At 60.3% G+C, this 21,070-nt stretch carries 23 protein-coding genes; 15 read left to right on the forward strand and 8 right to left on the reverse strand.

Annotated features, from left to right (window positions below; all coding sequences use genetic code 11):
• Nucleotides 1-17: 17 nt before the first annotated feature.
• Nucleotides 18-587 (reverse strand): DUF4303 domain-containing protein, encoded by a 570-nt coding sequence (locus DyAD56_RS06195; protein WP_102301885.1) that lies wholly within the window; start codon nt 585-587, stop codon nt 18-20.
• Nucleotides 588-605: 18 nt separating this feature from the next.
• The gene (locus DyAD56_RS06200; RefSeq protein WP_158241274.1) at nt 606-1,877 is read right to left on the reverse strand and encodes a peptidoglycan-binding domain-containing protein; all 1,272 of its coding nucleotides are present in this window, start codon (nt 1,875-1,877) and stop codon (nt 606-608) included.
• A gap of 592 nt (nt 1,878-2,469) precedes the next feature.
• Between DyAD56_RS06200 and DyAD56_RS06205 the strand changes: the two genes are divergently transcribed.
• Together DyAD56_RS06205 and DyAD56_RS06210 are read left to right on the forward strand one after the other, a co-directional pair.
• Entirely contained in the window at nt 2,470-3,648 is a 1,179-nt protein-coding gene (locus DyAD56_RS06205) for a hypothetical protein (protein ID WP_102301887.1), read from the forward strand.
• 81 nt (nt 3,649-3,729) lie between these two features.
• A complete protein-coding gene (locus DyAD56_RS06210) occupies nt 3,730-4,521 on the forward strand; it encodes an N-acetylmuramidase family protein (protein ID WP_158241275.1) in 792 nt (263 codons plus the stop codon).
• A 55-nt stretch (nt 4,522-4,576) separates the two neighbouring features.
• Here DyAD56_RS06210 and DyAD56_RS06215 read toward each other — a convergent pair whose 3' ends face one another.
• Nucleotides 4,577-5,155, reverse strand: coding sequence for a TetR/AcrR family transcriptional regulator (locus DyAD56_RS06215; protein WP_102301889.1), 579 nt, complete (start codon nt 5,153-5,155; stop codon nt 4,577-4,579).
• A 154-nt stretch (nt 5,156-5,309) separates the two neighbouring features.
• On the opposite strand from DyAD56_RS06215, the gene DyAD56_RS06220 reads away from it, so the two are divergent.
• The 3 genes from DyAD56_RS06220 to DyAD56_RS06230 all read left to right on the forward strand — a co-directional run bounded on the left by DyAD56_RS06220 (nt 5,310) and on the right by DyAD56_RS06230 (nt 6,675).
• Nucleotides 5,310-5,729, forward strand: a complete 420-nt coding sequence (locus DyAD56_RS06220; protein ID WP_102301890.1) for a hypothetical protein — start codon at nt 5,310-5,312, stop codon at nt 5,727-5,729.
• Nucleotides 5,730-5,896: 167 nt separating this feature from the next.
• Nucleotides 5,897-6,151: a hypothetical protein gene (locus DyAD56_RS06225; RefSeq protein WP_102301891.1), complete on the forward strand. Its 255-nt coding sequence runs from the start codon at nt 5,897-5,899 to the stop codon at nt 6,149-6,151.
• Between the two features lie 8 nt (nt 6,152-6,159).
• Nucleotides 6,160-6,675: a hypothetical protein gene (locus DyAD56_RS06230; protein WP_102301892.1), complete on the forward strand. Its 516-nt coding sequence runs from the start codon at nt 6,160-6,162 to the stop codon at nt 6,673-6,675.
• Nucleotides 6,676-6,689: 14 nt separating this feature from the next.
• Here the strand turns inward: DyAD56_RS06230 and DyAD56_RS06235 are convergent, their stop codons facing one another.
• Together DyAD56_RS06235 and DyAD56_RS06240 are read right to left on the reverse strand one after the other, a co-directional pair.
• Nucleotides 6,690-6,998, reverse strand: coding sequence for a hypothetical protein (locus DyAD56_RS06235; protein WP_102301893.1), 309 nt, complete (start codon nt 6,996-6,998; stop codon nt 6,690-6,692).
• Nucleotides 6,995-7,600, reverse strand: a complete 606-nt coding sequence (locus DyAD56_RS06240) for a hypothetical protein (RefSeq protein ID WP_102301894.1) — start codon at nt 7,598-7,600, stop codon at nt 6,995-6,997. The genes DyAD56_RS06235 and DyAD56_RS06240 overlap by 4 nt, the downstream gene beginning before the upstream one ends.
• Before the next feature lie 263 nt (nt 7,601-7,863).
• Here DyAD56_RS06240 and DyAD56_RS06245 point away from each other — a divergent pair, with 263 nt between their 5' ends.
• Nucleotides 7,864-8,700 (forward strand): hypothetical protein, encoded by an 837-nt coding sequence (locus tag DyAD56_RS06245; protein WP_146010449.1) that lies wholly within the window; start codon nt 7,864-7,866, stop codon nt 8,698-8,700.
• 105 nt (nt 8,701-8,805) lie between these two features.
• On the opposite strand, the gene DyAD56_RS06250 is transcribed toward DyAD56_RS06245, so the two are convergent.
• The gene (locus DyAD56_RS06250) at nt 8,806-9,528 is read right to left on the reverse strand and encodes a hypothetical protein (RefSeq protein WP_102301896.1); all 723 of its coding nucleotides are present in this window, start codon (nt 9,526-9,528) and stop codon (nt 8,806-8,808) included.
• 246 nt (nt 9,529-9,774) lie between these two features.
• On the opposite strand from DyAD56_RS06250, the gene DyAD56_RS06255 reads away from it, so the two are divergent.
• Together DyAD56_RS06255 and DyAD56_RS06260 are read left to right on the forward strand one after the other, a co-directional pair.
• On the forward strand, nt 9,775-10,305 hold the full coding sequence (locus DyAD56_RS06255; protein ID WP_102301897.1) for a hypothetical protein: 531 nt from the start codon (nt 9,775-9,777) through the stop codon (nt 10,303-10,305).
• A 75-nt stretch (nt 10,306-10,380) separates the two neighbouring features.
• On the forward strand, nt 10,381-10,734 hold the full coding sequence (locus DyAD56_RS06260) for a hypothetical protein (protein WP_199178899.1): 354 nt from the start codon (nt 10,381-10,383) through the stop codon (nt 10,732-10,734).
• A gap of 524 nt (nt 10,735-11,258) precedes the next feature.
• On the opposite strand, the gene DyAD56_RS06270 is transcribed toward DyAD56_RS06260, so the two are convergent.
• Nucleotides 11,259-14,108 (reverse strand): TonB-dependent receptor, encoded by a 2,850-nt coding sequence (locus tag DyAD56_RS06270; RefSeq protein WP_102301899.1) that lies wholly within the window; start codon nt 14,106-14,108, stop codon nt 11,259-11,261.
• 617 nt (nt 14,109-14,725) lie between these two features.
• Between DyAD56_RS06270 and DyAD56_RS06275 the strand changes: the two genes are divergently transcribed.
• From DyAD56_RS06275 to rsgA, 3 genes are all read left to right on the forward strand, one after another.
• Entirely contained in the window at nt 14,726-14,917 is a 192-nt protein-coding gene (locus tag DyAD56_RS06275) for a hypothetical protein (RefSeq protein ID WP_102301900.1), read from the forward strand.
• A gap of 81 nt (nt 14,918-14,998) precedes the next feature.
• Nucleotides 14,999-15,415: a DUF3597 domain-containing protein gene (locus DyAD56_RS06280; protein WP_102301901.1), complete on the forward strand. Its 417-nt coding sequence runs from the start codon at nt 14,999-15,001 to the stop codon at nt 15,413-15,415.
• Between the two features lie 379 nt (nt 15,416-15,794).
• Nucleotides 15,795-16,853 (forward strand): ribosome small subunit-dependent GTPase A, encoded by a 1,059-nt coding sequence (gene rsgA / locus DyAD56_RS06285; protein WP_102301902.1) that lies wholly within the window; start codon nt 15,795-15,797, stop codon nt 16,851-16,853.
• Nucleotides 16,854-16,902: 49 nt separating this feature from the next.
• On the opposite strand, the gene DyAD56_RS06290 is transcribed toward rsgA, so the two are convergent.
• Nucleotides 16,903-17,655, reverse strand: a complete 753-nt coding sequence (locus DyAD56_RS06290; RefSeq protein WP_199178910.1) for an endonuclease/exonuclease/phosphatase family protein — start codon at nt 17,653-17,655, stop codon at nt 16,903-16,905.
• A 210-nt stretch (nt 17,656-17,865) separates the two neighbouring features.
• Between DyAD56_RS06290 and DyAD56_RS06295 the strand changes: the two genes are divergently transcribed.
• From DyAD56_RS06295 to DyAD56_RS06310, 4 genes are all read left to right on the forward strand, one after another.
• Complete coding sequence (locus tag DyAD56_RS06295) at nt 17,866-18,393, forward strand: GNAT family N-acetyltransferase (protein ID WP_199178900.1); 528 nt, start codon at nt 17,866-17,868, stop codon at nt 18,391-18,393.
• 75 nt (nt 18,394-18,468) lie between these two features.
• A complete protein-coding gene (locus DyAD56_RS06300; protein ID WP_199178901.1) occupies nt 18,469-18,825 on the forward strand; it encodes a GFA family protein in 357 nt (118 codons plus the stop codon).
• A gap of 170 nt (nt 18,826-18,995) precedes the next feature.
• A complete protein-coding gene (locus DyAD56_RS06305) occupies nt 18,996-20,669 on the forward strand; it encodes a methyl-accepting chemotaxis protein (protein WP_102301905.1) in 1,674 nt (557 codons plus the stop codon).
• Nucleotides 20,670-20,812: 143 nt separating this feature from the next.
• The gene (locus DyAD56_RS06310) at nt 20,813-21,010 is read left to right on the forward strand and encodes a hypothetical protein (protein WP_102302150.1); all 198 of its coding nucleotides are present in this window, start codon (nt 20,813-20,815) and stop codon (nt 21,008-21,010) included.
• Nucleotides 21,011-21,070 lie beyond the last annotated feature (60 nt).

Here is a 21,070-nt window from a genome sequence, read left to right on the forward strand (position 1 = left end):
ATGACGCATGAGGCGACTCAGGCGTTGCTCCAGGTGAGTGCCCACGCATCGAACTCATCGGCGATCCGTGCGTTGTTTAGACGTTTGACCCTGGACTGAAGTGCTTGCGCGGGTTCGTCGTCGTCGGAAATGGTGACCAGCAGAAGAAAGTCGTCCGCACGTTCCGCGAAGAATGATTCGCGCAGCTCCGCCTGTGCCTGCACGCAGGTCTCTATCAAGCGTTGCTGAAACGCATGAAAGGCCTGGTCGCTGTCGTCGATGTCATGAAACAGATGCTCTCGGAGCATGCGGCAGATTCGGCCGAACGCCTCTTCTGCGCCTGCGCCTTCGAGCGGCCATTCAGACGGGGAGTACTTGTAGAACAGGTATTCGTCCGGTGCGTCGCGCGCTTTCTCGGCGAGAAACTCTGTAGTGCACATGGCGGGGCAGACCGTCATGGCGCCCGAGTCGCTGTAGATGGCAAAGGCGCATAAGTCATCGACGGGGCGCTGGGTCAGTACGTCGGTAAAGGCCTGCCGGGCAGCAGCAAGGATGTCGCGATGCAGTTGGTCAAAGTCGAAGTCTTTCATGGCAGCTTTCGGAAGCATGTCGGTTTTCCTTGAACTTTAGCGTGGCGCGTCGGATGAGGCGGCGGGCTGCGACGGGGAGACATCCGCGTTCTTGGCGTGGGTGAGCTGAGCGAGCTCCATATGCGCAGCCGCCTGCCGGCTGCTCACGTCGAGCGGTGTCTGGGCTGCCTCCATCGCGTTCACGCTCGCGTAGTGCTTGAACGGCGATTCGAGCGGCCCCTGCACGGCGATGCCCAGGCTGGTGTCCTCCGACAAAACAACGTGGTCGATCTGGCTCATGCCTACCCCCAGGGCGGCTGAAGTGAGGCTGCCGGCGAACATCTGCGTGTGTGCGCTCGGCGTGCGGCCCTGGCTCCCGTCGATGCGCGCCACGCATTGATAGGCTTGCTTGAACATGTGATGCGCGGGATGTCTCGCGTCGAGCAGGCTGGGCGCATCAGCCAGGGCAAGCGCTCTCGCGTGCGCCAGTGCGCTGATGGTGGCCGAGCTGGCCACGCCGTCGGCGTGCAATCCATGCGAGCGCTGGAAGGCTTCCACGGCTTCGTGCGTTCGCGGGCCAAAGTGCTGATCGGGCACGAGCGGACGCCCATCTTTTGCGTTGACACCGAGCGTGACCAAGTCCTGCTGAAGCTGTGCCACGCCGGGGCCATGATCGCCCTCGCGCCAGGTATCGTGGTGGCGCTGTGCGTGGCCGTGCGGGGATGGCGTTGCGTGTTGGGCCAGGGTAGAGCGCAGTTGCTCGTCGCTGAGCGGCTGAGTCTTTTCGACTGCTCCGACCTTCCAGGATTCGGCCTTCGCCAGTCCGTCGGCGAGCGCGTTGATCTCCCGCGGGGTCATGTCCTTGACCATCTTGCCGTGCAGGTCCAAGCCCTTTGCGGCGGCGGTGGCGTGAATGATCGCGACCTGGTTGGCGTGGTGCGTACTTCCGCTGTAATCGTGGGTGGAGTAACGCAAGACCAGTTGCTCGACGGTGTCGTCTTTCACGCCTTCTCGCAACAGCTTCTTCTGGGCTTCGCGACCGGCGTCATAACTCTCGAAGACGGCATTGCCCCATGGGTCAAGATCGATCAATCCCTGGTATCGCCGTTGCGCGTCGCCGAGTGCTTCTTCCCGCGTGCGCGTTACATGGCTGTGCGGATCATCGGCGCTGCCTGCGAAGGCGAACTTGAGTCTGCCCGGATTGTTGTTGCGCCATGCCACCGTACCGTCCCAGACCATCAACCAGGTGCCATCGTCCATTTCGTACACACGCAATTTTCCCTGCGTAGCGACCAGGCGAATGATCTTGCACCTCGACATCACATCCATGTTTGTCTCCTTGACTGGCGACGGCGCTAGGGCGTCAAAGCACGCCATGGCTGCGGTCCGTTCGTACTTCCTTGAACGACTTGCCGCCTCGGTACGATTCCTTCCGTGATCCAGAGCGGGTCGGTGCGCGCACGACAAGACAGCGGTTGCCGGCGCGAGACAGCCTTGGGCCGCCCGGTGTGCACCATAAGCCCACGCTCTTGCTGAACATGTAGGACTTTTCTGATGCCATCTGTAGGTTGAGCGAGTTCGTCCTGTCGGGCGCACCCGTTCGTGTGCTTTCTTGCGTCCCTCGTCACGAAGTGGACGTGTTGCGAACAAGGCCTCCTGGATTAGACCACTCGCTTTCGCGGAGCCTTGATGGCGCTTGGCGCGATCAGGCATGGTCGGAGGGTGTGGGATATGTATCTGATATGTAACAGATTGAAGCGGCAAGAATCGGGGAGTAGCCTTTGCCGCCAGTGTTCAGTCGAAACGATTTTCCCGTTTCTCGACGACGGACATGGAATGGGGTGCTGTAGCCGCGTTGTCAGTGCTGTCTGTGCAAACAGGTGGCGTAGAGGCGTCTGAAATTTTTGCTCAGGGAGCGGAAATGAAAGCCTTTCTCTGGTGGAGCGTGCTTTTGCTTATTACGGTCTCGGGCCTCTCCGGATGCTTCAGTTTTAGAAGCAAAAATGATCCGTCCATCATCTCCGCTGCGCCGATCAATAAGCAGCTGGATGACCCTGTCTTCTTGGCAATGGCGTCATCGACAGCAGGACCAGGACACGTTGCTATCCCCGCCGACTTTGCAGGGAAGAAGAGATACCTCGGCGCGGTTCTGCTTGACTCTGTATTGAAATGCCGCGACTTCGCCAACAAAGTGGACGCGGCACAAGGTGATGCGAACTTCATCGGGGACACGTTCAGTACGCTGTTTTCGGCGCTTGCCACGGTGGCGAAGCCCATCACGACGGTTCATGGCCTGACCGCCTCGGCTACGGTTGCTTCAGGTACGAAGAACGCTTACCTGTCCGGGTATTTCGCGGACGCAACGGTCGCGAACATCGGCAAGGTGATGACCGTTTCTTACGCTGTTGCCGTCCAGCAGTATATGGATGGCATGTCGAGCATGACCGACGAGAACCTCATACTGCCCGTCGAAGTGGCAAAGATTGAATCAATCCACTCCAAGTGCAGCATGGCGTCGGCGGAGTACCTGATATCGCAGAGCATCAGTACGGCCACAGCGAATGCCCCCTCCGAGGCCAATGCAGGTGTTTCAGTGACGGCCGATTTCGGCGGAAAGAAGGCGGTTACGACCGGCACCGAAGCAATCCTCACTGTCGCGCTGAATAACGCGAGTGGAAAAAATGCCACCCTGAGCAAGGATCTCTTGATTCCGTTCACGGTCACGGCAGGCGTGAAGTTGGCGACGCCGGATATATCTCAGTCGACGTGTGAAGTGGCAAAAGTGATTCCCGCGACCAATGGCATCACTTATAAAGCAGGCGCCCTGGTGCCATCACCGGGTGGATGCATCATCAAGGCGCTGATTAGCTCGAGCGGGGACGGAAGCCTTGTCGCGCAAATAGACGCTGGTGCGCTTGTTACCGATGTGGGCGCGAACACGGTCGGCACGGGGAGCGTTCCCATCGAATTTGCTGCGGCTGGCGGGCAAACCCCGGCAGGGAGCGGCGTCGCTGAAAAGGCGAGGCAAAGTACTAATGGCACACCTCCTCCGCCTAGGACGAAGTTTGTGGGGCTGGGGCAGCTTGGCAATAGCCAATAACCAATAGCCATGCTGGCCGGAGAGCCGGTGTGGCGAGCGTATCGTCTTCGCATTGCTGTGTTGCAGCCCAGGATGCATGCCATGTATATCGTGCCCTTGATCGGCCAAGGAACACCGTTGACGGCGCTTGCGCTCAATGCTGCTTGCGGCCGCGCAGGTGTAGATGCCAGGCATCTGTGGGCGGTTATTTTCGTGGAGACGGACTTTCCCAACGGCGGATATCTGCGCGACCGGCGGCCCCAGATTCTCTACGAACCTCAGCAGTTCAGCGGTTTGACTGATCACGCCTACGACGAAACGAACCCCGATATCAGCTCGGCGGTTTATCACCAGAATCACGGGACCTACAACGATCAGTATCTTTTTCTCGCGAAAGCGTGCGCGCTGGACCAGGACAAGGCCTTGCAGAGTTGCTCATGGGGTATCGGGCAGACGCTTGGAGAAAACTATCAGAAGGCAGGCTTTGCCGATGTCACCAGCTTTGTTCTGTCGATGGTCAAGTCGGAAGATGACCAGGTGTCCGCCATGGCGGCTGAGATGGTCAAGCTCGGCGCAGCGAAGGCGCTCGCGAAAGAGGACTGGGCGACATTCGCCAGGCTTTACAACGGTACGGGCTTTGCCTCCAACCAGTACGACCAAAAGGTGAAGGCTCAATTTGACTTGCTGCAGGACAAGCTTCCCGATCTGCGTATTCGCACGGCTCAGTGTTGTCTGTGGTACGAAGGTTTCAACCCGGGGATGTTCAATGGGCTTTGGGAGAATCCCACGTTGAGCGCTTGGCATCGATATCAGGCCAGTCATCAAATGCAGCTTACCGATACGTTGGACGAGCCTACGTACCAAATCCTGGTCAAACCCTACATTTCAACCTGAGTTCGGCGATACGCTCTCTTCTAGCTATGCGGCGAGGCTTCAGCACTCGCCATGATCAAGTGCCGCTATGCAACGCTAGCGCGCTCTTTCGCACCGCCGCCGCGATCTCGTTGCTCACAGCGGGATCCTTGACCGCACGCGCCAGGGTGACGCTCCCCACGAGCAGGGCGAGCAGGCTGATGGCCTCCTCGCGCTTGGCTTTGGTTGTTCCCTCCAGCCCACCCGCGACGGCGTCGATGATGCCGCGCAGTTCAACTTCGAAGGCTTCGCGTGTTTCGTCATCCGCGCGCGCGACTTCGCCGGAAAGGCTTTGCAGGGCGCAGCTATCGCCAAGATCGCAGGTGCGGCGGTCGCCGAGGTAGAAGTCCACGAACTCCTTATGCCAGCGCGCGCCGCGCTGGGCGCGCATCTGTTCCACGCCGTCCTTCAGCTCGGCGAGCCCCTCGACCACGGCTTCGCGGAATGCATCCGCCTTGGATTTGAAGTGGGCGTAGAACGCGCCTGAGGTGACGGCGGCGTTTTTCGCTAGGCCGTCTATGCCGGAGCCGCCGAAACCGCGGCTGCGAAAGCCCCGGCCCGCGCTCTTAAGGATCTTTGCTCTGCTTTCTTCCTTCTTACCGGGCCGGTGGGCCATAGCATGTCTCCACATAACGATCACTATTTGGCGCTTGACGACATAACGATCGTTATGGAACGATCGCCGCGTCACGACCGTTATATGGCGACCGTGATGCAGGAACAAGAGCTCTGATTCGACCCACCCCTCAAGAATCCAGGGAGTTGTTGCTATGCCTATCTCAATTCAGGTTACCAAGGGCCTGCTTACTGCACAGGGCGAGCGTGAGGTGTTGCCGCGCGTTGCCCAGGCGCTGCTTCACGTTCATGGCCTTACCGACAATGCCTTTATGGCGCCCAACGTGATTGGGCATTTAATGGTGAGCCAGCAGTCGGAAAGCTATGTGGGCGGCGGGTTCCACTCGCTTGCCGTGATCGAGGTGACGGTGCCCACCGTGACCTTCCCCAATGCCGAGGTGAAGCAGGCCTTTATCGGCGAGGTCACCGACATCATCGACCGGTTGAAAGCGGGCACGCATCCGCGAGAACGGACCTTCGTCAATGTGACGTACGCCGTCGACGGTGCGTGGGGGATCGGGGGCAAGGCCTATACCAATGCCGAGCTGGGCGCCGCCATCCAGGCCGCTGCTTGACCGGAATGTAGGAAAAGTCTGAAAGACTCGGCGGAATACCACCCGGCCCGCACGAAATGGCGGGCCGGGTGCGTGCGGGACGGAGAGGGCGTCTCTAAACTACGTAAGGCGGTTGGGTGTCCACCGTCATCGCATTCTGTCGCAAGCAAGGAAAGGGACTTCAAGTTATGGCTACTCAGAACATCGTGATGCTGCTGGTGGGCATCGCCTTCTTCGCTCTTGGTTTTCTGCTGTCGACCAAGGAGAAGGTCGCGGAGTGGGGGCTTAGCCACGGACGGGCGCGCATCTGGATCTCCCTGTTGGGGAAAGAGCGTGCAATGAAACTCACCAAGTACTTCTTCGGCCCAGTGTGCATGCTGCTTGGCGTGCTTAGCCTGCTGATCACCGTGGCTACCGTTTTCGGCAAGATGCCGGCGCAATGAAAAACCTAGTGCCACTGATGCTTCTGTGCGCCGCAGCTGGTGCCATTGCCGCATGCAGCGATCACGCCGCCACGCCAGATGCAGCGCATGCACCGGCGTCACCCGCGGTAGCCGCAAGCGCCGCGCCGAAGCCGGCGCCGCCCACGTCTGCCTTTACCGTGGGTTTGCTGGCCGAGAATGACGGCGATGGCGAACTGCAGGGCTGCACCAGCGGCTTGACGGTGACCGGCGCTGCGCCGGCGTCCGGCGAGACGTTCCGCGAGAGCAGCAGCGAGACCGAAGGCGTGGGCTTTATTCGTATCGATGGAGCGCTGGTCCGCGTGACCTTGTCGCACTCGGATAGCCGGGAACACGGTGTGACGAACGTGTTCGAAGACGTCGCGCACACGCTGCGCGTGGTCGAGTCCGTGGAGTCCGGAGTAACCAACGAGAACACCGACAGCACGTCGCTTAGCGGAACCCTGACGATCACCTACAAGGGCGTGACACAAACCTTGCGCGTCGAAGGTGGTGTCGCGTGCTAGGGCCGCGCGGATAGCTAACCGCGCGGTGTAATGGGGCCAATGAGCATCAGCAGTCCGACAAACAGCGCGACGGGCAGTACGGTTCCGAGGCACACGCCAAAAACGGCCCAGCCGAGCCCTTTGGCACCATGCTTGTCGAATCGCCACGCGAGAAAGATCAGCCCCGGAAGCAGCAGTGCGGCGCCAGTGACAATGGCGCTCACGGGGTCGGGTCTGGCGTTGGCGGGAAGGCTTTCAAGGAACCCGATCGCGGCCAGCCAGCAGGGCCAGCCGATCACTCCGCAGGCCAAGCCAGTGAGCGTCAATCGGACGGCCTGTTTCATGGAGCTGAGCGCGGGTTGCGTTGACGTTCGCGGACAAACGCAACCCAGGCCTCGTACTCCGTCGCTGACGAAAAGGCCTGTGCTGTGAAGGCCAGGCTCACGCCGCTGCTAGCGATCAGATAGGTGACGCCCTTCTCCTCGTGCACGCTGTCCACCACCGACCACGGTGAAACGAACAAGGTATCGCCCCAACGAATGCGCAACCCTTGTTCGCCGAACCACGCATCGAGAATCGGCGTGAACCGCTGCTCATAGATATAGCGAAGCATGCGGCGCGACCGCGACAGCACGGACCAGTAAACCGCCGCCGCACCCAGCAAGAAGATGCCGACGGCATACAGCCAGAGCCGTGGCGCATCAATCATGAGTGCGCCGTCGTTGACGACAAGGAAGGCGTAGTCAGGGCGTTGCCCCAGGCTAATGCCCACGAAACTCACCAAGGCTGCGATAAGGAATGCGGGAGTGAAACCTCGAAAGAAACCACGACGAGTGCCCAGTGCCGGGCTTAACATCAGGCGCTGCAAGCGCCGATAGGTAGGGAAATCCACGCGAGGCGGACGGCTGATGTGGAACTTCACGTCGCCAATGTCGAGCTCTTCCATGAATATTGCCTCCTTATGCGTAGGGCGCCCGGCAGGTGTGTGGTGCGACATCGGAAAATCGACGTGGCTCCGGGGTCCACTCATTCGTTGGCCTATCGTAAAGCGAATCTCCAGCGGTGTGCGGCAGTAGCGGTCACGGATGCCGAGACATCTGCCATACACTGAAACGGCTTCATCATGCGTCGTCACTTGGGGCGACATCACAAGGGTTATCTATGCTCAGGATTGCATCCGGATTCGCACTAGCGTGCGTGCTGGTATCCATGACTTCCCATGCGGCAGATGCCGCCACGACGGCCTACCTCGCCGCGCGCGACAAGGCCGTTGCAACCTTCAAGGTGGCTAACCTGGAAGATCCGAAGACGGATGAGCGCATACAGGCATCGTTGCAGACGTTGCAGGGCATGATGCAGGGCATCGTGGGGCCAATACGGTTGCAGGGCTTTCCGCCGAAGGGTTCGTACTACGTCGATACCCTCACCGACGAGGAAGGCTACGGGAAACTGGACGGCATGGCGGTCGGCTCGTCGGATGAGAAATCGTTCGCGCTGATCACCACGTTACCGCTGCTGCGGGATTGGCTCGATCACTCATCCGATATCCCGAAGCCATCGACGTCGACTGGCGTTGATGGACTTGCCGGCGTGTTTACCTCGGAAACGTTCTATACCGAGGCGTTTTCCGATGACGCGCATTACTACAAGTACGCCGAGCTGCCTGTTGCGCAGGGGACGTCAGGGGTGGCACGCGCCATCCTGTTCACCTCCGCACAGGACGATCCCGCGCCGTCGCCGCCCGACGGCATCCTGGTTGCCGTGGTAAACGGCGAGCGCGTCGTGCTGCTGCGTAAGTCGTGGACGGCACCTGATATCCCCGAATGCGCTGCGGCCTATCGCGAGGCAAACAAGAAAGCCGACGCAGCGCTGTCGGCTTACCACGCGTCCAAGCTGGCGGACAAAGCCAAGTTCGATCAATTCGGCGACCTGCGCGAGAAGGCGAACGGCGCTTTCCTGCAGTGCTATGCGCAGCGTCTACCGAGCGTCGCCGCGTACGCCTCGTTGGTGCATGAGGCGCAGAGTATGGTTGATCTGGTGAAATGACCTGTCGGTGTGGATCACGCTCCACACCGGGTAGAGTCGAATCCAGGTCCCAGCGTTCCAGTCGGATGTTGGGTTCAGGGTGTTGGATGTAACGGATGCGCCGCGTTACGGATTATCTGCCGGTGCATCGCTGGGCTTTGGCATGACGGCGAACAACCATTCGTTGCTCTCGCCGTTGCGCGTGACATAGGTTCCAGCCGCCACCGTCTGGCCTTGCCATTCGCGCGCAGCAGACAACCAGCATGAGCGGAGTTCAACGCCGTTGGGCTCGGGGTCTACGATGGTGTAGTCGCCGCCGGCGCAGGGCCAGCCATCCAGCAACTGGTCGCCGCTCAGGGCTACCTGGAGTTCCGTGGAGTACTCATCCGGCTTGATCGAGTTGATGCGTAATTTGCCCAGTGACACGGGTTGGTCGCTATGCACGTCCAGCAAGGTGCGCTGCTTGTGCAAGGAGATGCGGCTGCCCTTCACTTCGTAGTGCGCGATGCTTCCGGCAGGGAACGTCGCGCCAGCAGCGAGCACGGGCTTCGGAGCGGTCACGGTCTCCTCGCTGGTGTAATCGTCGAACATGTAGCTCTTGAACAGCGCCCACGCCAGCATCAGCACCGGCGAGACCAGAAACAGCAGCGCTGCGCCGATCCGTTTCAGCAACGACAGGCGCTTGCGCAGCAGCAGAAACACGACGACGGTCAGGCACAACCAGAAGACCGTCACGATCTCGAATGCCGCTACGGCCAAGCCGCCCAGGCTGCCTACATCGGCATGACTGCTCAGTGGGAACAGGCCAAGCAGCAGGGCGAACGGTATCCTTTGTCTAAAGCGCTTCACGGCCGGCCCGCTGCGGGTTCAGGTGCGTGGTCGCGGAAGGAAAGCAGAAAATCAGTCAGATTCATGGGGATAGTCAGCGTCCTGCCGAGGTGAGCGCAGGGTAGCGCTTCCTTCCGATGCGATGCAAAAGGCGGGTAGGGCGCGCCTTCACATCCTGCCCGCTCTTTCGCTCGCCGGCATTGCGGCCGACAATGGGACAGACCTGCCCCAGGCAGGCCATACCGTTCCGTTCCCAGGTGCCGAGCCATGAGTTTCTCCAGCGACGACTTCGACCACGAGCACGCGTTCGACGATGACGACGATTCGCTCGATGCCTATGTCTGGCAACTTTTCCTGATGATCAACCCCGGCGACGATGACTCGGCGTTCCAGCAGTTCACCGCCTATCGCGAGGTCGTGGGCGATACGCCCGATGAAGATGTCGATGTCGCCCAGGTGGTAGGGCAGGTGGCCGATTGGCGGTCCGCATTCAACGTGGGGGCTGAGGACACGCGGGCGCTGGTGCAGGCCATTGACGAGCTGGCGTCCCGCTGGAACCTGTCGATCGACTGGGGTGGCGACACCGACGAGGATGAATTTCACGCGGACGCCGATACCTCCGGATTGCTCGGCACTGCATATGACCAGCTTGCACCGCATGGTTACACGCTGTGGGTGCTCGACACGGATGACGATAGCGTCGCCGGCTGGATAACGCTGTCGCGTAACGTTGAGCCGATGCGCGAACTCGCGACGGAGTTGGGCGTTCACCTGCATCGCGGAAATGAAATGGGCTGAGCATGGCCCGGCGTTGCCGGCGGATGATGCGGTTAGCGTTACCCTTTTTCCACCCACGGCATGTCGGAGTGAACCATGAAGAACTACCTGGCGGTATTCATCGGTAATGAGGCGAGCTACAAGGCGTCCGGATGGAACGCCTTGAACGAGGCGGACCGCAAGGAGCGGGAGCGGGCCGGCATACAGGCTTGGGACCACTGGGTGACTAGCCACCAGAATGACATCGTCGAGATCGGTACGCCGCTGGGCAAGACATTGCGCGTGTCCTCGCGCGGCATCGAGCCGTCCAGGAACGAACTGACGGCTTTCACTATCGTCAGGGCCGAATCGCACGAAGCGGCGGCCAAGCTGTTCGAAGGCCACCCGCACTTTATGATTTTTCCGGGTGATTCGATTGAAGTCATGGAATGCCTGGCCATTCCCAGATAACGCCGTGTTGGGCGAAGCGCCCCGCTGGTGCCAGCCGACGCTCAGCAACGGCCGTCTAAAGAGAACTCATAGCTCGACACAAGCGCCTCAGGTGCGGTAGTGACCAAAGAAAAGGCCTCGCCAGAGCGAGGCCTTTTCTGGAGCGTCGAGACGTTACCTCGCCTTTCCGAACTTATACGTGGCCTCCAGATAGAACGAGCGGCCGTACACGTTGTTCACCACGAACGAGAGAGACAGGTTGTCTATCGGGGAGTAGCTCACGCTGGCGTTGTAAAGGAGCCATGGCCCAAGTTTCCCGGTGCCCGCAGCAAGTAGCCCGAATGGAGCAAAGCGCAATCCGGGGCAATCCCGCGAAAGCCTAAATAGCGCTGCACGGTGAAGTGTGGTTTCCCGGATAGCGCTGCGCTTATCCGGGCTAATCGCTACTCGCTACTCGCTACTCGCTCGACGCAAGCGCCTCAGGTGCGGTAGTGAGCAAAGAAAAGGCCTCGCCAAAGCGAGGCCTTTTCTGGAGCGTTGAGATGTTACCTCGCCTTTCCGAACTTGTACGTGGCCTCCAGATAGAACGAGCGGCCGTACACGTTGTAGTTCTGTCCGTTGTAGGGCGAGCCCGAGGTGCCGGGGTAACTGTCGTCCTTGGGCGGAGCGCTGTCGAACAGGTTGTTCACCACGAACGAGAGAGCCAGGTTGTCTATCGGGGAGTAGCTCACGCTGGCGTTGTAAAGGAACCATGGCGCCAGTTTCCCGGTGCCCGCGGCGGTGTAGTTGTTGAGTACCGATGCAAGGTAGTTGGGCGTGCTGCCGTAGCGGTTGACGTAGAGCGTGCTGCTCCACTTGCCGATGTTCCAAGTTGCCGAGGCGTTGGCCTTGTTCTTGAAGTCGGTGCTGTAGTACGGGTTCCGCAGCAGGTCGATGAACGGGTCGCCGGGATACGACTGTCGCTCGTGCTTGAGGATGTCGCTGTAGGACGCATTGAAGGCCAGCGATCCGTAGGCGCCAAGCTTCCACAAGTATTGGAAGTTGGACACCAATGCATTGAGCTTTTCCCGCGAGACATTCATCTTGGGCGTGTAGATCGTCTCGATGTCGCCTAGATACTGTGGACTGGTCTGCGGTAGTCGAACGATCTGTGACATCGCCTGCTGGCAACTGGGCGAGTTGACGTCTGCCCCACCGCTGCGGCAGAGATACTCCTGCTGCGAAAGAAGGTCGGCACTTTGCTGATCCACCTCGTTCGCGATATTGAAGTGGTAGTAGTCAACACTCCAGGACATGTGGGTGATCGGCGACCACACGAAGCCATAGTTCCACACGGTCGCGGTGATTGGCTTGAGTGCGGTATTGCCGGAGTTCTGTCCGAAGAACTGCGCGTTGTAGTACTTGTTGGGGCAGTTGCCGATGTTGGCTCCGGTGTATCCCGCCTGCGCACAGTTGTAGTAGTCGGTGACCGAATTGTAGTAGCCGCTAGGGCCCTGGAATTCATCGGGCAGCGTCGGCGCTTTGAACGCAGTGCCGTACTTTCCGCGGAACAACAACGATTCCAGCGGGCGATATTCAAGACCCACGTTGTAGGTGGGGTGGTTGATGTTCTGGCCGTTTACCTTGTAGTTGTCGTAACGGGCGGACACATCCATCACCAGTTCCTTGAGCAGCGGCATGTTGAGCTCAGCCGTGCCGGCATAGCGGGAGCGATGGCCGGCGCCCTGCACTGCGGTAGTCCCCCATACGCCGCCATCCATCAGTTGCGTATCCGGCGAGTAATCCCAGCCCTGGTTGCCGCCTTCGAGCGCCAGCGCGACACCAGCGTCGCCGCCGCCCAGCGTGAACGCCGAGGCGTTGGTGACCTGCCCACGTAGCACGTTGTCCCACGTCTTGGAGCGGGTGTCGGTATAGCCGGTGAAACTGCGGAAGTCAGACACTGGAACCGGCTGGTAGAACGCGGCGTAGTTGGGGTTGTAGATGGGGTAGCCGTTGCGCGTGCCCAGTTGCGGCCCAAGGACGTGGTCTTCGAAGTAGCCGTCGATGGCATCGGTCCATCGCGCGAATCGGCGCTCGATCAGATGGTCGTCCGAGTGGGTGAAGTTGACGTCGTAGTCCCAGTTGGATTGCCCGATGACGCCTTTGCCGCCCAGCGTGAGCATGTAGGAGTTCTCGACACTCTTGTTCATGATGGAGCTGTAGCCGCCGACTTCTTCCGGAGCAAACCCGCGTTGCAGGTTGACGAAGTCCTTGAGGTTCGGATCGTAGAAAGCGCCAAAATCTGCTGACGTTCCCCACCACGTGTAGCTGGTGCCTGTGGCGTACTTCTCCTGATCGTAGTTGTAGAGCAGGTCGCCGTAGAGCTGCAGGCTATCGGAGGCGTCGAACGTGGCATGCGTGTACAGATTGGCGATCTGCTTGTCGTTCTTCAGCGTGCGGTAGCCGGGTGAATCGAACGAGCCGCAGTAGCCACCGCTGTTATTACGGTACTGGTAGCCCTCGGTGCCGCCAAAGAGGCCTGTGGTGCTGTTGCAGGCGCCCGGTGCCAGCCTGTTTGGGTCGACGTAGCTGTTGCGCACCTTGGTTGTACTGTTGACCAGGAAGTCACGCGAGGCGGTGGCCGGGCTGGTGCCGTCGTTGAAGTACTGCTTGGTCAGGTCGCGGTCGTAGGCCCAGATGGGACTCGTGTTTTCGTACTGCGCGCCCACAGTGATGTTGAACTTGCCGATGCCAAAGCTATCGGCGAGGTAGATGCGACGATCGGCGCCGCCGCCATCGCCGTACCAGCCGTAGCGAACGTCCACTACGGGCGCATCGACTTTCTTCTTCAGCACGATGTTGACCACGCCAGCAATGGCGTCAGAGCCGTACAACGACGACTGGCCACCTGGCAGGATGTCGATGTGATCCACCATCGCCGCCGGAATACTGGTGAGGTTGTTGAAGGCGCTGCTGCCGTTGTACAGCGCAGGGAAGTCACCCATGGGGCGACCGTCGATCAAGTACTTCACGTAACCAGGATCGAGGCCGAACATGCTCATCGTCTCGGCACCCTGGGTAAAGCTGGCCGAGCTGGAGTTGCCCTGCACGCCGCCTGTGGCGAACGATGACTGCTGGAGCGCCTGGGCCACGGTGCTAAAGCCCCGCGCCTTCAATTGGTCCGCGGTGATGGTGATCACCGGGGTCGACGTTTCCACTTGGGATTGGGGAATCAGTGAGCCTGTGACGGTGACTACATCGAGCCGTTTGGCCTTATTGGATGCGTCCGTCGTCTCCGTTGGGTTGGGTGTGGTGGATGCTTCCTGTGTACCTTCCGCTGCCATGGCCATGCCTGCGTGCGGGCCACCAAGGGCAAGCGCGGCCAGCACGGCCACCGTGATCGTTTCCTTCCGCATGTGGTCTCCCCACCAATATCTTCACCAGTCGACGACTTCGTGGATGGCGCGTTGGTGTTCGCGCACAAGCCGTGCGCCTGCGCAGCCGTCGCAATTGCTGGCCGCGCTTTTGTTATTGGCGATGGAGACGTTTCATGCAAATCGACGGTTTCATCGGCTGCTTGGGCAAAGGACTACAAACCGTGTAGGTGGATCGAACGATTGGCCTGGGACTACTTCTAAAAAGTATGGAAGGGAAAACGAAATCAATATTTGGCAAGAGAGTCGTCTGGAGAATTGATAACTTCAGCCAATGCCTTCGCATTAATGCTTGCGAATCGGACGCGAACTGTTCGGAAGGAGACGGCCGCTAGAGGGCGTTCCCGTACGAATGTACGGCATATGTTGACTGAAAGTTCTCTCTTTTGAGCGGATGATCAGCATCGTTTGGTATCTGGTATGTGAAAAATGCCTTCATGTATAGGCCTCAACTTTGCTTGAATCGAGCGTCTACTTTGGCGGTCCTTGGCGATACTCTTCGTACTTCTGCAAGAAATATCTAATACGGCATATGAGGACTTTGCGTTTGAAAGAAGCATCCAGAATGACGAGGGGCCGGCAGCTTGCTCGGTCGGCTTATGCCTTCTGGCGCGAATCAGGTGACCACAGAGCAGGCGAGTCATCTCAACGTCACGGACGTGGAGCAGATTGCAGGGCAGGCTGAGCGCGCTAGCCCGGGTGTTGTCGATCAGGTCGGCCTTTTCTACGCCCGGCACTCTGCACTCATCAAGACGCTTGGCGGCGCGGCGTTGCCCGTTGTGCTGGCCTAGCTCCGCGAACATCAACAGGGCTTGGCCCGTTGTCTTACGCCCGCGCGTAGATCGTTACATCACCTACGGAGAGCGATACCCATGAGTATTTTCGGAACCATTGTCAGCAAACTTTTCGGCAAGGCCAATGCTGTCACCTCCACGGATGCATCGACGGTCGTGACGAGCGCACCCGCAGCACCGGTGGCACCTGAGGTCGTCAGTCCCGCCACGGCGACGCCGTCGGTCACGCCGCTGTCGGGCGTAGACGTGGCCGCTGTCATGGATAGCTTCGTCAGCGAAAGCGGACAGAAACTGGACTGGCGTGTGTCTATCGTCGATATGATGAAAGCACTGGGCATGGATAGCAGTCTGGACCACCGCAAGCAGCTTGCCGGCGAACTGGGCTACACGGGCGATACGAACGACTCGGCCAGTATGAATATCTGGCTTCACAAGGAAGTACTGAAGGCACTTGCGGCCAATGGTGGAACGTTGCCTGCCGGCCTCACCAGCTAATCGTCAGATGGTACAACTGGATGCCAAAGGCCGGCGTTTATGCCGGCCTTTTTCTTTGGGCGCAGCGAATTCGCGCATGGCTGTTGTGCATCCCTGGTGGCGCCTCGCGGAAGCGTATGGGCACTATTACGTAACGACTAACGAAAACCTGCACTTGCAAGCCGTGTGACGCGTGGATACTCTGCGCATCCCGTCAACCCAGCCATGAGGAGGAATAGAACCATGATTCTTGTAGTTGCAGCCTCCGCCGGGTCGTCGCGCTTCTGATTGTCCCGCCAGCGTTCTGCTGGCGCGCTTCAACACTCCCGCTTCGCACCCCGGCGATTCGCTCGGCCCCGTTTCGTGTGGCCGTCGCATTTCTCGTTTTCAGGGTGTTTTCATGCCTTCTCAGACTTTTTCGCTGCACCAGCTCGGCTGGCAGCCGGAGTATGCGCAGTATTTGACGCTGGCCGATTTCGAAGCCGGCTATCCCGCGCGCGTCATGGCGGCACATCGCAGCGGGTTGATCGTGATGTCCTCGCGTGGGCAGGCACCGGTGGCGTTGCCACGCGATCTGGCCGCGGCTGATACGGGCGTGGCCGTGGGCGATTGGGTGCTGGTGGAGCACGAGGCCGATCGCGTGTTGTCCCTGCTCGATCGCCGAACAGTGCTCGTGCGCCTCGCCGCGGGTGGCGACCATCAGCGACAGTCCATTGCGGCCAATCTCGACGTGTTGTTCGTGGTGTCGTCGTGCAATGACGATTTCAATCCATCACGCCTGGAACGCTACCTCACGCTGGCGCTCGATGCGGGCGTAACACCGGTGATTGTGCTCACGAAGGCGGACATGGTCGACGGCGTGGCCGACTATGTGAACACGGCAGAGCAGTTGATGCCCGGCATACCGGTGATTGCACTCAACGCGATGGACGCAGGCTCGGTATCGCAACTGGCGCCGTGGTTGGCGCCCGGCAAGACGGTCGCGTTCGTGGGGTCATCCGGCGTGGGCAAGTCGACGCTCACCAACAGCGTGATGGGCGAGGCGTGGCAGCAGACGTCCGGCATTCGTGAGGACGATGCGCGTGGTCGCCATACCACGACCGCACGCGAGATGTTCCCGACGCCCTCGGGTGCCTGGGTGATCGACACGCCCGGCATGCGTGAACTTCGCCTGGCGTCGGGCGAAGCGGAGTTGGCTGCAGTATTCGACGACATCGTGGCACTCGCAAAGCAGTGCCGCTTTCGTGATTGCCAGCACGAAGGTGATGCGGGTTGTGCAGTGGAGGCGGCGATCGCCGATGGCGTCCTGGAAGCTCGACGTCTGTCGAACTATCGCAAGCTGCAACGCGAGGTTGCGCACGCGCAACAGACGCTACGTGAGCAACGAGAGCATGGGCGTCAGTTTGGCGCTATGGCGAAGCAGATCATGCGCGCCAAACGAGAGAGGCAGGGGCGGTGATCCGCCGCCCCTGATGTTTGGTGGGTGGTCTACAGGAGCCGAAAGCTCATCACTTCCAGTCGAGCTCGGTCATCACGGGGAAATGGTCGGACGGATAGCGCCCGTCTTGCTGTGTCGTAACGGTAGCAAAGCGTGTTGGCTTGAACCCGCGCTCGAAGATGAAGTCGATGCGTACCGAGGGATTGCCGGTGAAGTCATGGAAGGTTTTCTCCGGCCCTTCCACCTTCGGTGCGGCGGCGCGCGTGTCGACAAGTTCCTTGGCGAGCAGCGCATAGGTCGGACTGCTGGGCTCGGTGTTGAAGTCGCCAGTGAGGATAACGGGCGCGTTCGCCGGTAGCTGCGCGATACGGCCAAGGATCTCCTTGGCACCTTTGACGCGCGCGGGTTCGTCCTTCTCCTGATAGGGAAGGTGCGTGTTGTAGTAGTAGAAGCTGCGATGCGTCGCTTTGTCTTCGAACAGTGCCCAGGTCACCATGCGAGGCAAGGGGTGTCCCCAGGTGATGCTGCCGGGTACGTTGGGTGTATCCGATAGCCAGAAATTGCCGGAGTCTTTCAGGGTCAATCGGTCTTTCCTATAGAACACACCCATGTGTTCGTCACTGTGGCCACCGCGCCGGTCAATGCCGAACCAGGCATAGGAGGGCAACTTGCCCACGATGTAGTCACCCTGTTCCTGATGCAGTTCTTGCGTGCCCATCACGTCGGGCTGTTGTTCGCGGATGGTGCGCACCATGAGGTCGCGTCGTGCCTCCCAGCGGTTGGGTCCATCGGACTCCACCGGAACACGTACGTTGAAGCTCATCACGCGCAGCGACTGCGCAGCGAGCGGCAGGCTGACCAGGGCCAGTACAACGGACAGCAGGGTGATACGCCAGGGACGAGACACGGTCGGGCTCCATGATGTCGGTGGGCAGACCGTAGCACGCGTTGGATTTGAATGGGTCTATACGGCAGCCAGTGCCGGAACGGCTGAGCGCGTATAGTGCGCGCGTCCCAACGTTCGGAAATCCACATGTCTTTGTCAGTGGCCATACGCGACCTTCATCCGGATGAGTTCGGCGCCCTCGGTCAGTTGATGGTGGACGTCTATCGAAATCTGCCGGGATTTCCATCGCCGGATGAGCAGCCGCGTTACTACGAGATGCTGGCGAACATCGGCACCTTCACTCAGAAGCCGAAGGCTCGGGTGTTGGTGGCAGTAGATGACGAAGGGCAGGTGCTGGGAGGCGTGGTCTACTTTGGCGACATCGCCCAGTATGGCGCCGCGTTGACGCTCGCCATGGACGATGCATCGGGCATACGGCTGTTAGCCGTTCATCCCTCCGCGCGCGGTCAGGGTATTGGCAGGCAATTGATGGATGCCTGTATCCAGCTTGCCCGCGAGAGTGGGCATCGTCGGGTGGTACTGCATACCACCGAGGCGATGCGCGTTGCGTGGGACATGTACGAACGCATGGGTTTCCAGCGCGTACACGCGCTGGACTTCGCGCAGGCGATGTTGCCGGTCTTCGGCTTTCAACTCGATTTGCATCACGCCTGATCGCGTCGCCACTCACTTCGCCAGAGACTCACGTCCATGCCCCAGCGCGTTGCTACCTGCAGTTGCCGACAGCTCATGCTCCGTACCACGGAGGAACCGCTGCGCGTGTCCATCTGCCACTGCAATGCGTGTCAGCGTCGTACCGGCAGCGTGTTCGGCGTGAAGGCGCGGTTTCGCGAGGGGGCGGTTGTCATTCGTGGCCAGTCCACCGCGTATGTGCGACGTGGTGATACCGGTGGTTCCGCGACGTTCCACTTCTGCTCGGTATGCGGCGCCACGGTCTATTACCGGCTGGATTCGGTGGAGGGTGTCATTGGTGTGCCGGTGGGAGCTTTCTCTCGCTCGGACTTTCCTGCGCCGGGCATCTCCGTGTTCGAGGAATGCATGCATCCGTGGGTGACCCTGCCCGATGGCATCGAACACATGGACTGACAGCGCTGTCCGTCGTGTTCTTCATGGATGTTGAGTGCTTTTTTTTGTTTGGCCTGAAAGATTGCCAACCGGGTCACGCTGACCGCAAGAAATTACCTGTCAAGGAAGCCTACCCCGCGCCGATACCCACTCAAGGCGAGTAGCCGCCTTTCTGTCGGGAAATCAGCACCATGCGTCTCACAATTCGTTTGAGGATCATCGCGACCATGGGCCTTGCCCTGTTGCTCGCCGTGGTCATCGGTTTGGTTGGTCTGTACGGCGTGCGCAGCACGTATGCGCTGGTCGACGACATGTATCGGAACAACGTGCAGGCGATGGCGGCGATCAGCCAGGCACGGGCATCCATCATCGAAGATCGCCTTGCCCTCAATCGCGCCATCATCGACCCCTCGCACCACGATGCGGCGGCGCGAATCAAGGCAGGCCACGACAGCCTGATGGCAGCATGGAAGCGCTATTACCCCGACATGGTGTCGGCCGACGACGAGCGCGCGGTGGCCAAACAATTCGACGATCTCATCAAGGCATCCGGAGCGGATGTAAGCCATGAGGCAGAACTGCTGGACGCGGGCAAGGCCGAAGAGGGCCGCCAGTTGCATATCGGCAAGGTGGCCGATGCCATGGGCAAAGCTACGGATGCTATCGACAAGCTTATGGCCATCAATGAAAAGCAGGCCGCGCAATCCGCACAGAATGCGGAGGCGAGTTTCCATCGCACGTGGCAGGTAGCGCTTGGCGTGCTGGTGATCGCCATTGCGGTACTTATCGGCGCGGCGATGGTATTGATCCGTGCGGTGACCCGTCCGCTCGATCGGGCGCGTTCGCTTGCGAATGCGATTCAGCAGGGCAAGCTCAACAATGCCACGCTGGTTACCGGCAACGACGAACTGACCGACACGCTCCGTTCGCTTGACGAAATGGATCGCCAGCTTGCTGGCATCGTGACGCAGGTGCGCGACGTGGCCGAGCAGGTAACGTCGGCGGCGCGCGACCTGTCCCAGGGTAACGACGACCTGTCGCAGCGCACGCAAGAGCAGGCCAGTTCGTTGGAAGAAACCGCTGCGTCGATGGAAGAACTGTCCAGTACGGTCAAACAGAATGCCGAGGGTGCCGGGCAGGCGCGCGAGATGGCGTTGCGTATGCGCAAGCGCGCGGAGGAGGGTCGGGATATCGCTGGCTCGGCCGTCGGCGCTATGCAGGCCATTACCCAGGCGAGCAAGGAAGTCGGCGAGATCGTGGTCCTGATCGATGAGATTGCCTTCCAGACCAACCTGCTGGCACTCAATGCGGCCGTAGAAGCGGCGCGCGCGGGTGAACAGGGCCGAGGCTTCGCGGTGGTGGCGACGGAGGTGCGCAATCTGGCCCAGCGCAGCGGCGCGGCAGCGAAGAACATCAAGGCATTGATCCAGGACACCACCGAAAAGGTGTCCGAAGGCGCGGAGCTGGTGCAGCGTACCGGCAATGCCCTCAACGACATCGCGGGTGACGTGCGCGAAGTGAGCACCATCATCGAGGTGATCGCAGCGGCGTCCGAGGAGCAATCCGCGGGCATCGGGCAGGTGAACAATGCGGTAGTGACGCTGGATGAGGTGACGCAGCAGAACGCCGCGCTGGTGGAAGAGGCCAGTGCCGCCAGCCGCAACACGCTGGACCTGTCGCGAGTGCTCGTGAACGAAGTGGCGTACTTCACCCTGCAGGGTGAGGCTCCGCGCGAACCGGCTGCGGCACGCGTCGTTCGTGGGGCGCCAACGCCTGCGGCGCCGACGGCATCCCCGGTGGCTCCGGCTCGCCAGCGCGCCGAGCCCGCCATGGCAGTCGCCGGCGACGTGTGGACGGAGTTCTAGTCCCTGAATAAATTTTTGCGGTTGGATCAACGCATGGAGCGCTCGCGCGTTCCATGTGTCTTACCGCGTTCAGGGCGAGGCATCGAGGGGCCGTTATGAAGCAAAGGGAATTCGACCGTTGGGCCAGGATCCGGGGGCAGGGGATGCTCCGCTATGTGCTGCTCTATGGGCTGCTGTGCTACGGCGTGCCCATGTTCCTGATCATGACCTTTGTGCTTCCCCATCCACGTCTTGCTGCTCCCCAATCGGTATTCCTGTGGGCCCTGGCGGGTGCGGGATACGGCGTTGCCATGTGGATGGTGCAGGAGCGACGCTTTCGTAAGGTGGCTGGCCGCCCCTGAGCGCGGCTCATCGCTGACGTCTATGTTCATGCGGTGTTTTGGCTTTTTGGCGCATGGTGC

The organism is Dyella sp. AD56, assembly GCF_002878475.1.
Lineage (GTDB): Bacteria > Pseudomonadota > Gammaproteobacteria > Xanthomonadales > Rhodanobacteraceae > Dyella.

Bases quoted from the DNA above. Each gene is read 5' to 3' on its own strand.
- DyAD56_RS06260 (WP_199178899.1), top strand. From the start codon at position 10,381: ATGAAGAACTACCTGGCGGTATTCATCGGTAATGAGGCGAGCTACAAG.
- DyAD56_RS06280 (WP_102301901.1), top strand. From the start codon at position 14,999: ATGAGTATTTTCGGAACCATTGTCAGCAAACTTTTCGGCAAGGCCAAT.
- DyAD56_RS06305 (WP_102301905.1), top strand. From the start codon at position 18,996: ATGCGTCTCACAATTCGTTTGAGGATCATCGCGACCATGGGCCTTGCC.
- DyAD56_RS06290 (WP_199178910.1), bottom strand. From the start codon at position 17,655: ATGAGCTTCAACGTACGTGTTCCGGTGGAGTCCGATGGACCCAACCGC.
- DyAD56_RS06255 (WP_102301897.1), top strand. From the start codon at position 9,775: ATGAGTTTCTCCAGCGACGACTTCGACCACGAGCACGCGTTCGACGAT.
- DyAD56_RS06270 (WP_102301899.1), bottom strand. From the start codon at position 14,108: ATGCGGAAGGAAACGATCACGGTGGCCGTGCTGGCCGCGCTTGCCCTT.
- DyAD56_RS06275 (WP_102301900.1), top strand. From the start codon at position 14,726: ATGCCTTCTGGCGCGAATCAGGTGACCACAGAGCAGGCGAGTCATCTC.
- rsgA (WP_102301902.1), top strand. From the start codon at position 15,795: ATGCCTTCTCAGACTTTTTCGCTGCACCAGCTCGGCTGGCAGCCGGAG.
- DyAD56_RS06220 (WP_102301890.1), top strand. From the start codon at position 5,310: ATGCCTATCTCAATTCAGGTTACCAAGGGCCTGCTTACTGCACAGGGC.
- DyAD56_RS06295 (WP_199178900.1), top strand. From the start codon at position 17,866: ATGTCTTTGTCAGTGGCCATACGCGACCTTCATCCGGATGAGTTCGGC.
- DyAD56_RS06225 (WP_102301891.1), top strand. From the start codon at position 5,897: ATGGCTACTCAGAACATCGTGATGCTGCTGGTGGGCATCGCCTTCTTC.
- DyAD56_RS06235 (WP_102301893.1), bottom strand. From the start codon at position 6,998: ATGAAACAGGCCGTCCGATTGACGCTCACTGGCTTGGCCTGCGGAGTG.
- DyAD56_RS06300 (WP_199178901.1), top strand. From the start codon at position 18,469: ATGCTCCGTACCACGGAGGAACCGCTGCGCGTGTCCATCTGCCACTGC.
- DyAD56_RS06310 (WP_102302150.1), top strand. From the start codon at position 20,813: ATGCTCCGCTATGTGCTGCTCTATGGGCTGCTGTGCTACGGCGTGCCC.
- DyAD56_RS06245 (WP_146010449.1), top strand. From the start codon at position 7,864: ATGACTTCCCATGCGGCAGATGCCGCCACGACGGCCTACCTCGCCGCG.
- DyAD56_RS06195 (WP_102301885.1), bottom strand. From the start codon at position 587: ATGCTTCCGAAAGCTGCCATGAAAGACTTCGACTTTGACCAACTGCAT.
- DyAD56_RS06215 (WP_102301889.1), bottom strand. From the start codon at position 5,155: ATGGCCCACCGGCCCGGTAAGAAGGAAGAAAGCAGAGCAAAGATCCTT.
- DyAD56_RS06240 (WP_102301894.1), bottom strand. From the start codon at position 7,600: ATGGAAGAGCTCGACATTGGCGACGTGAAGTTCCACATCAGCCGTCCG.
- DyAD56_RS06200 (WP_158241274.1), bottom strand. From the start codon at position 1,877: ATGGATGTGATGTCGAGGTGCAAGATCATTCGCCTGGTCGCTACGCAG.
- DyAD56_RS06205 (WP_102301887.1), top strand. From the start codon at position 2,470: ATGAAAGCCTTTCTCTGGTGGAGCGTGCTTTTGCTTATTACGGTCTCG.
- DyAD56_RS06210 (WP_158241275.1), top strand. From the start codon at position 3,730: ATGTATATCGTGCCCTTGATCGGCCAAGGAACACCGTTGACGGCGCTT.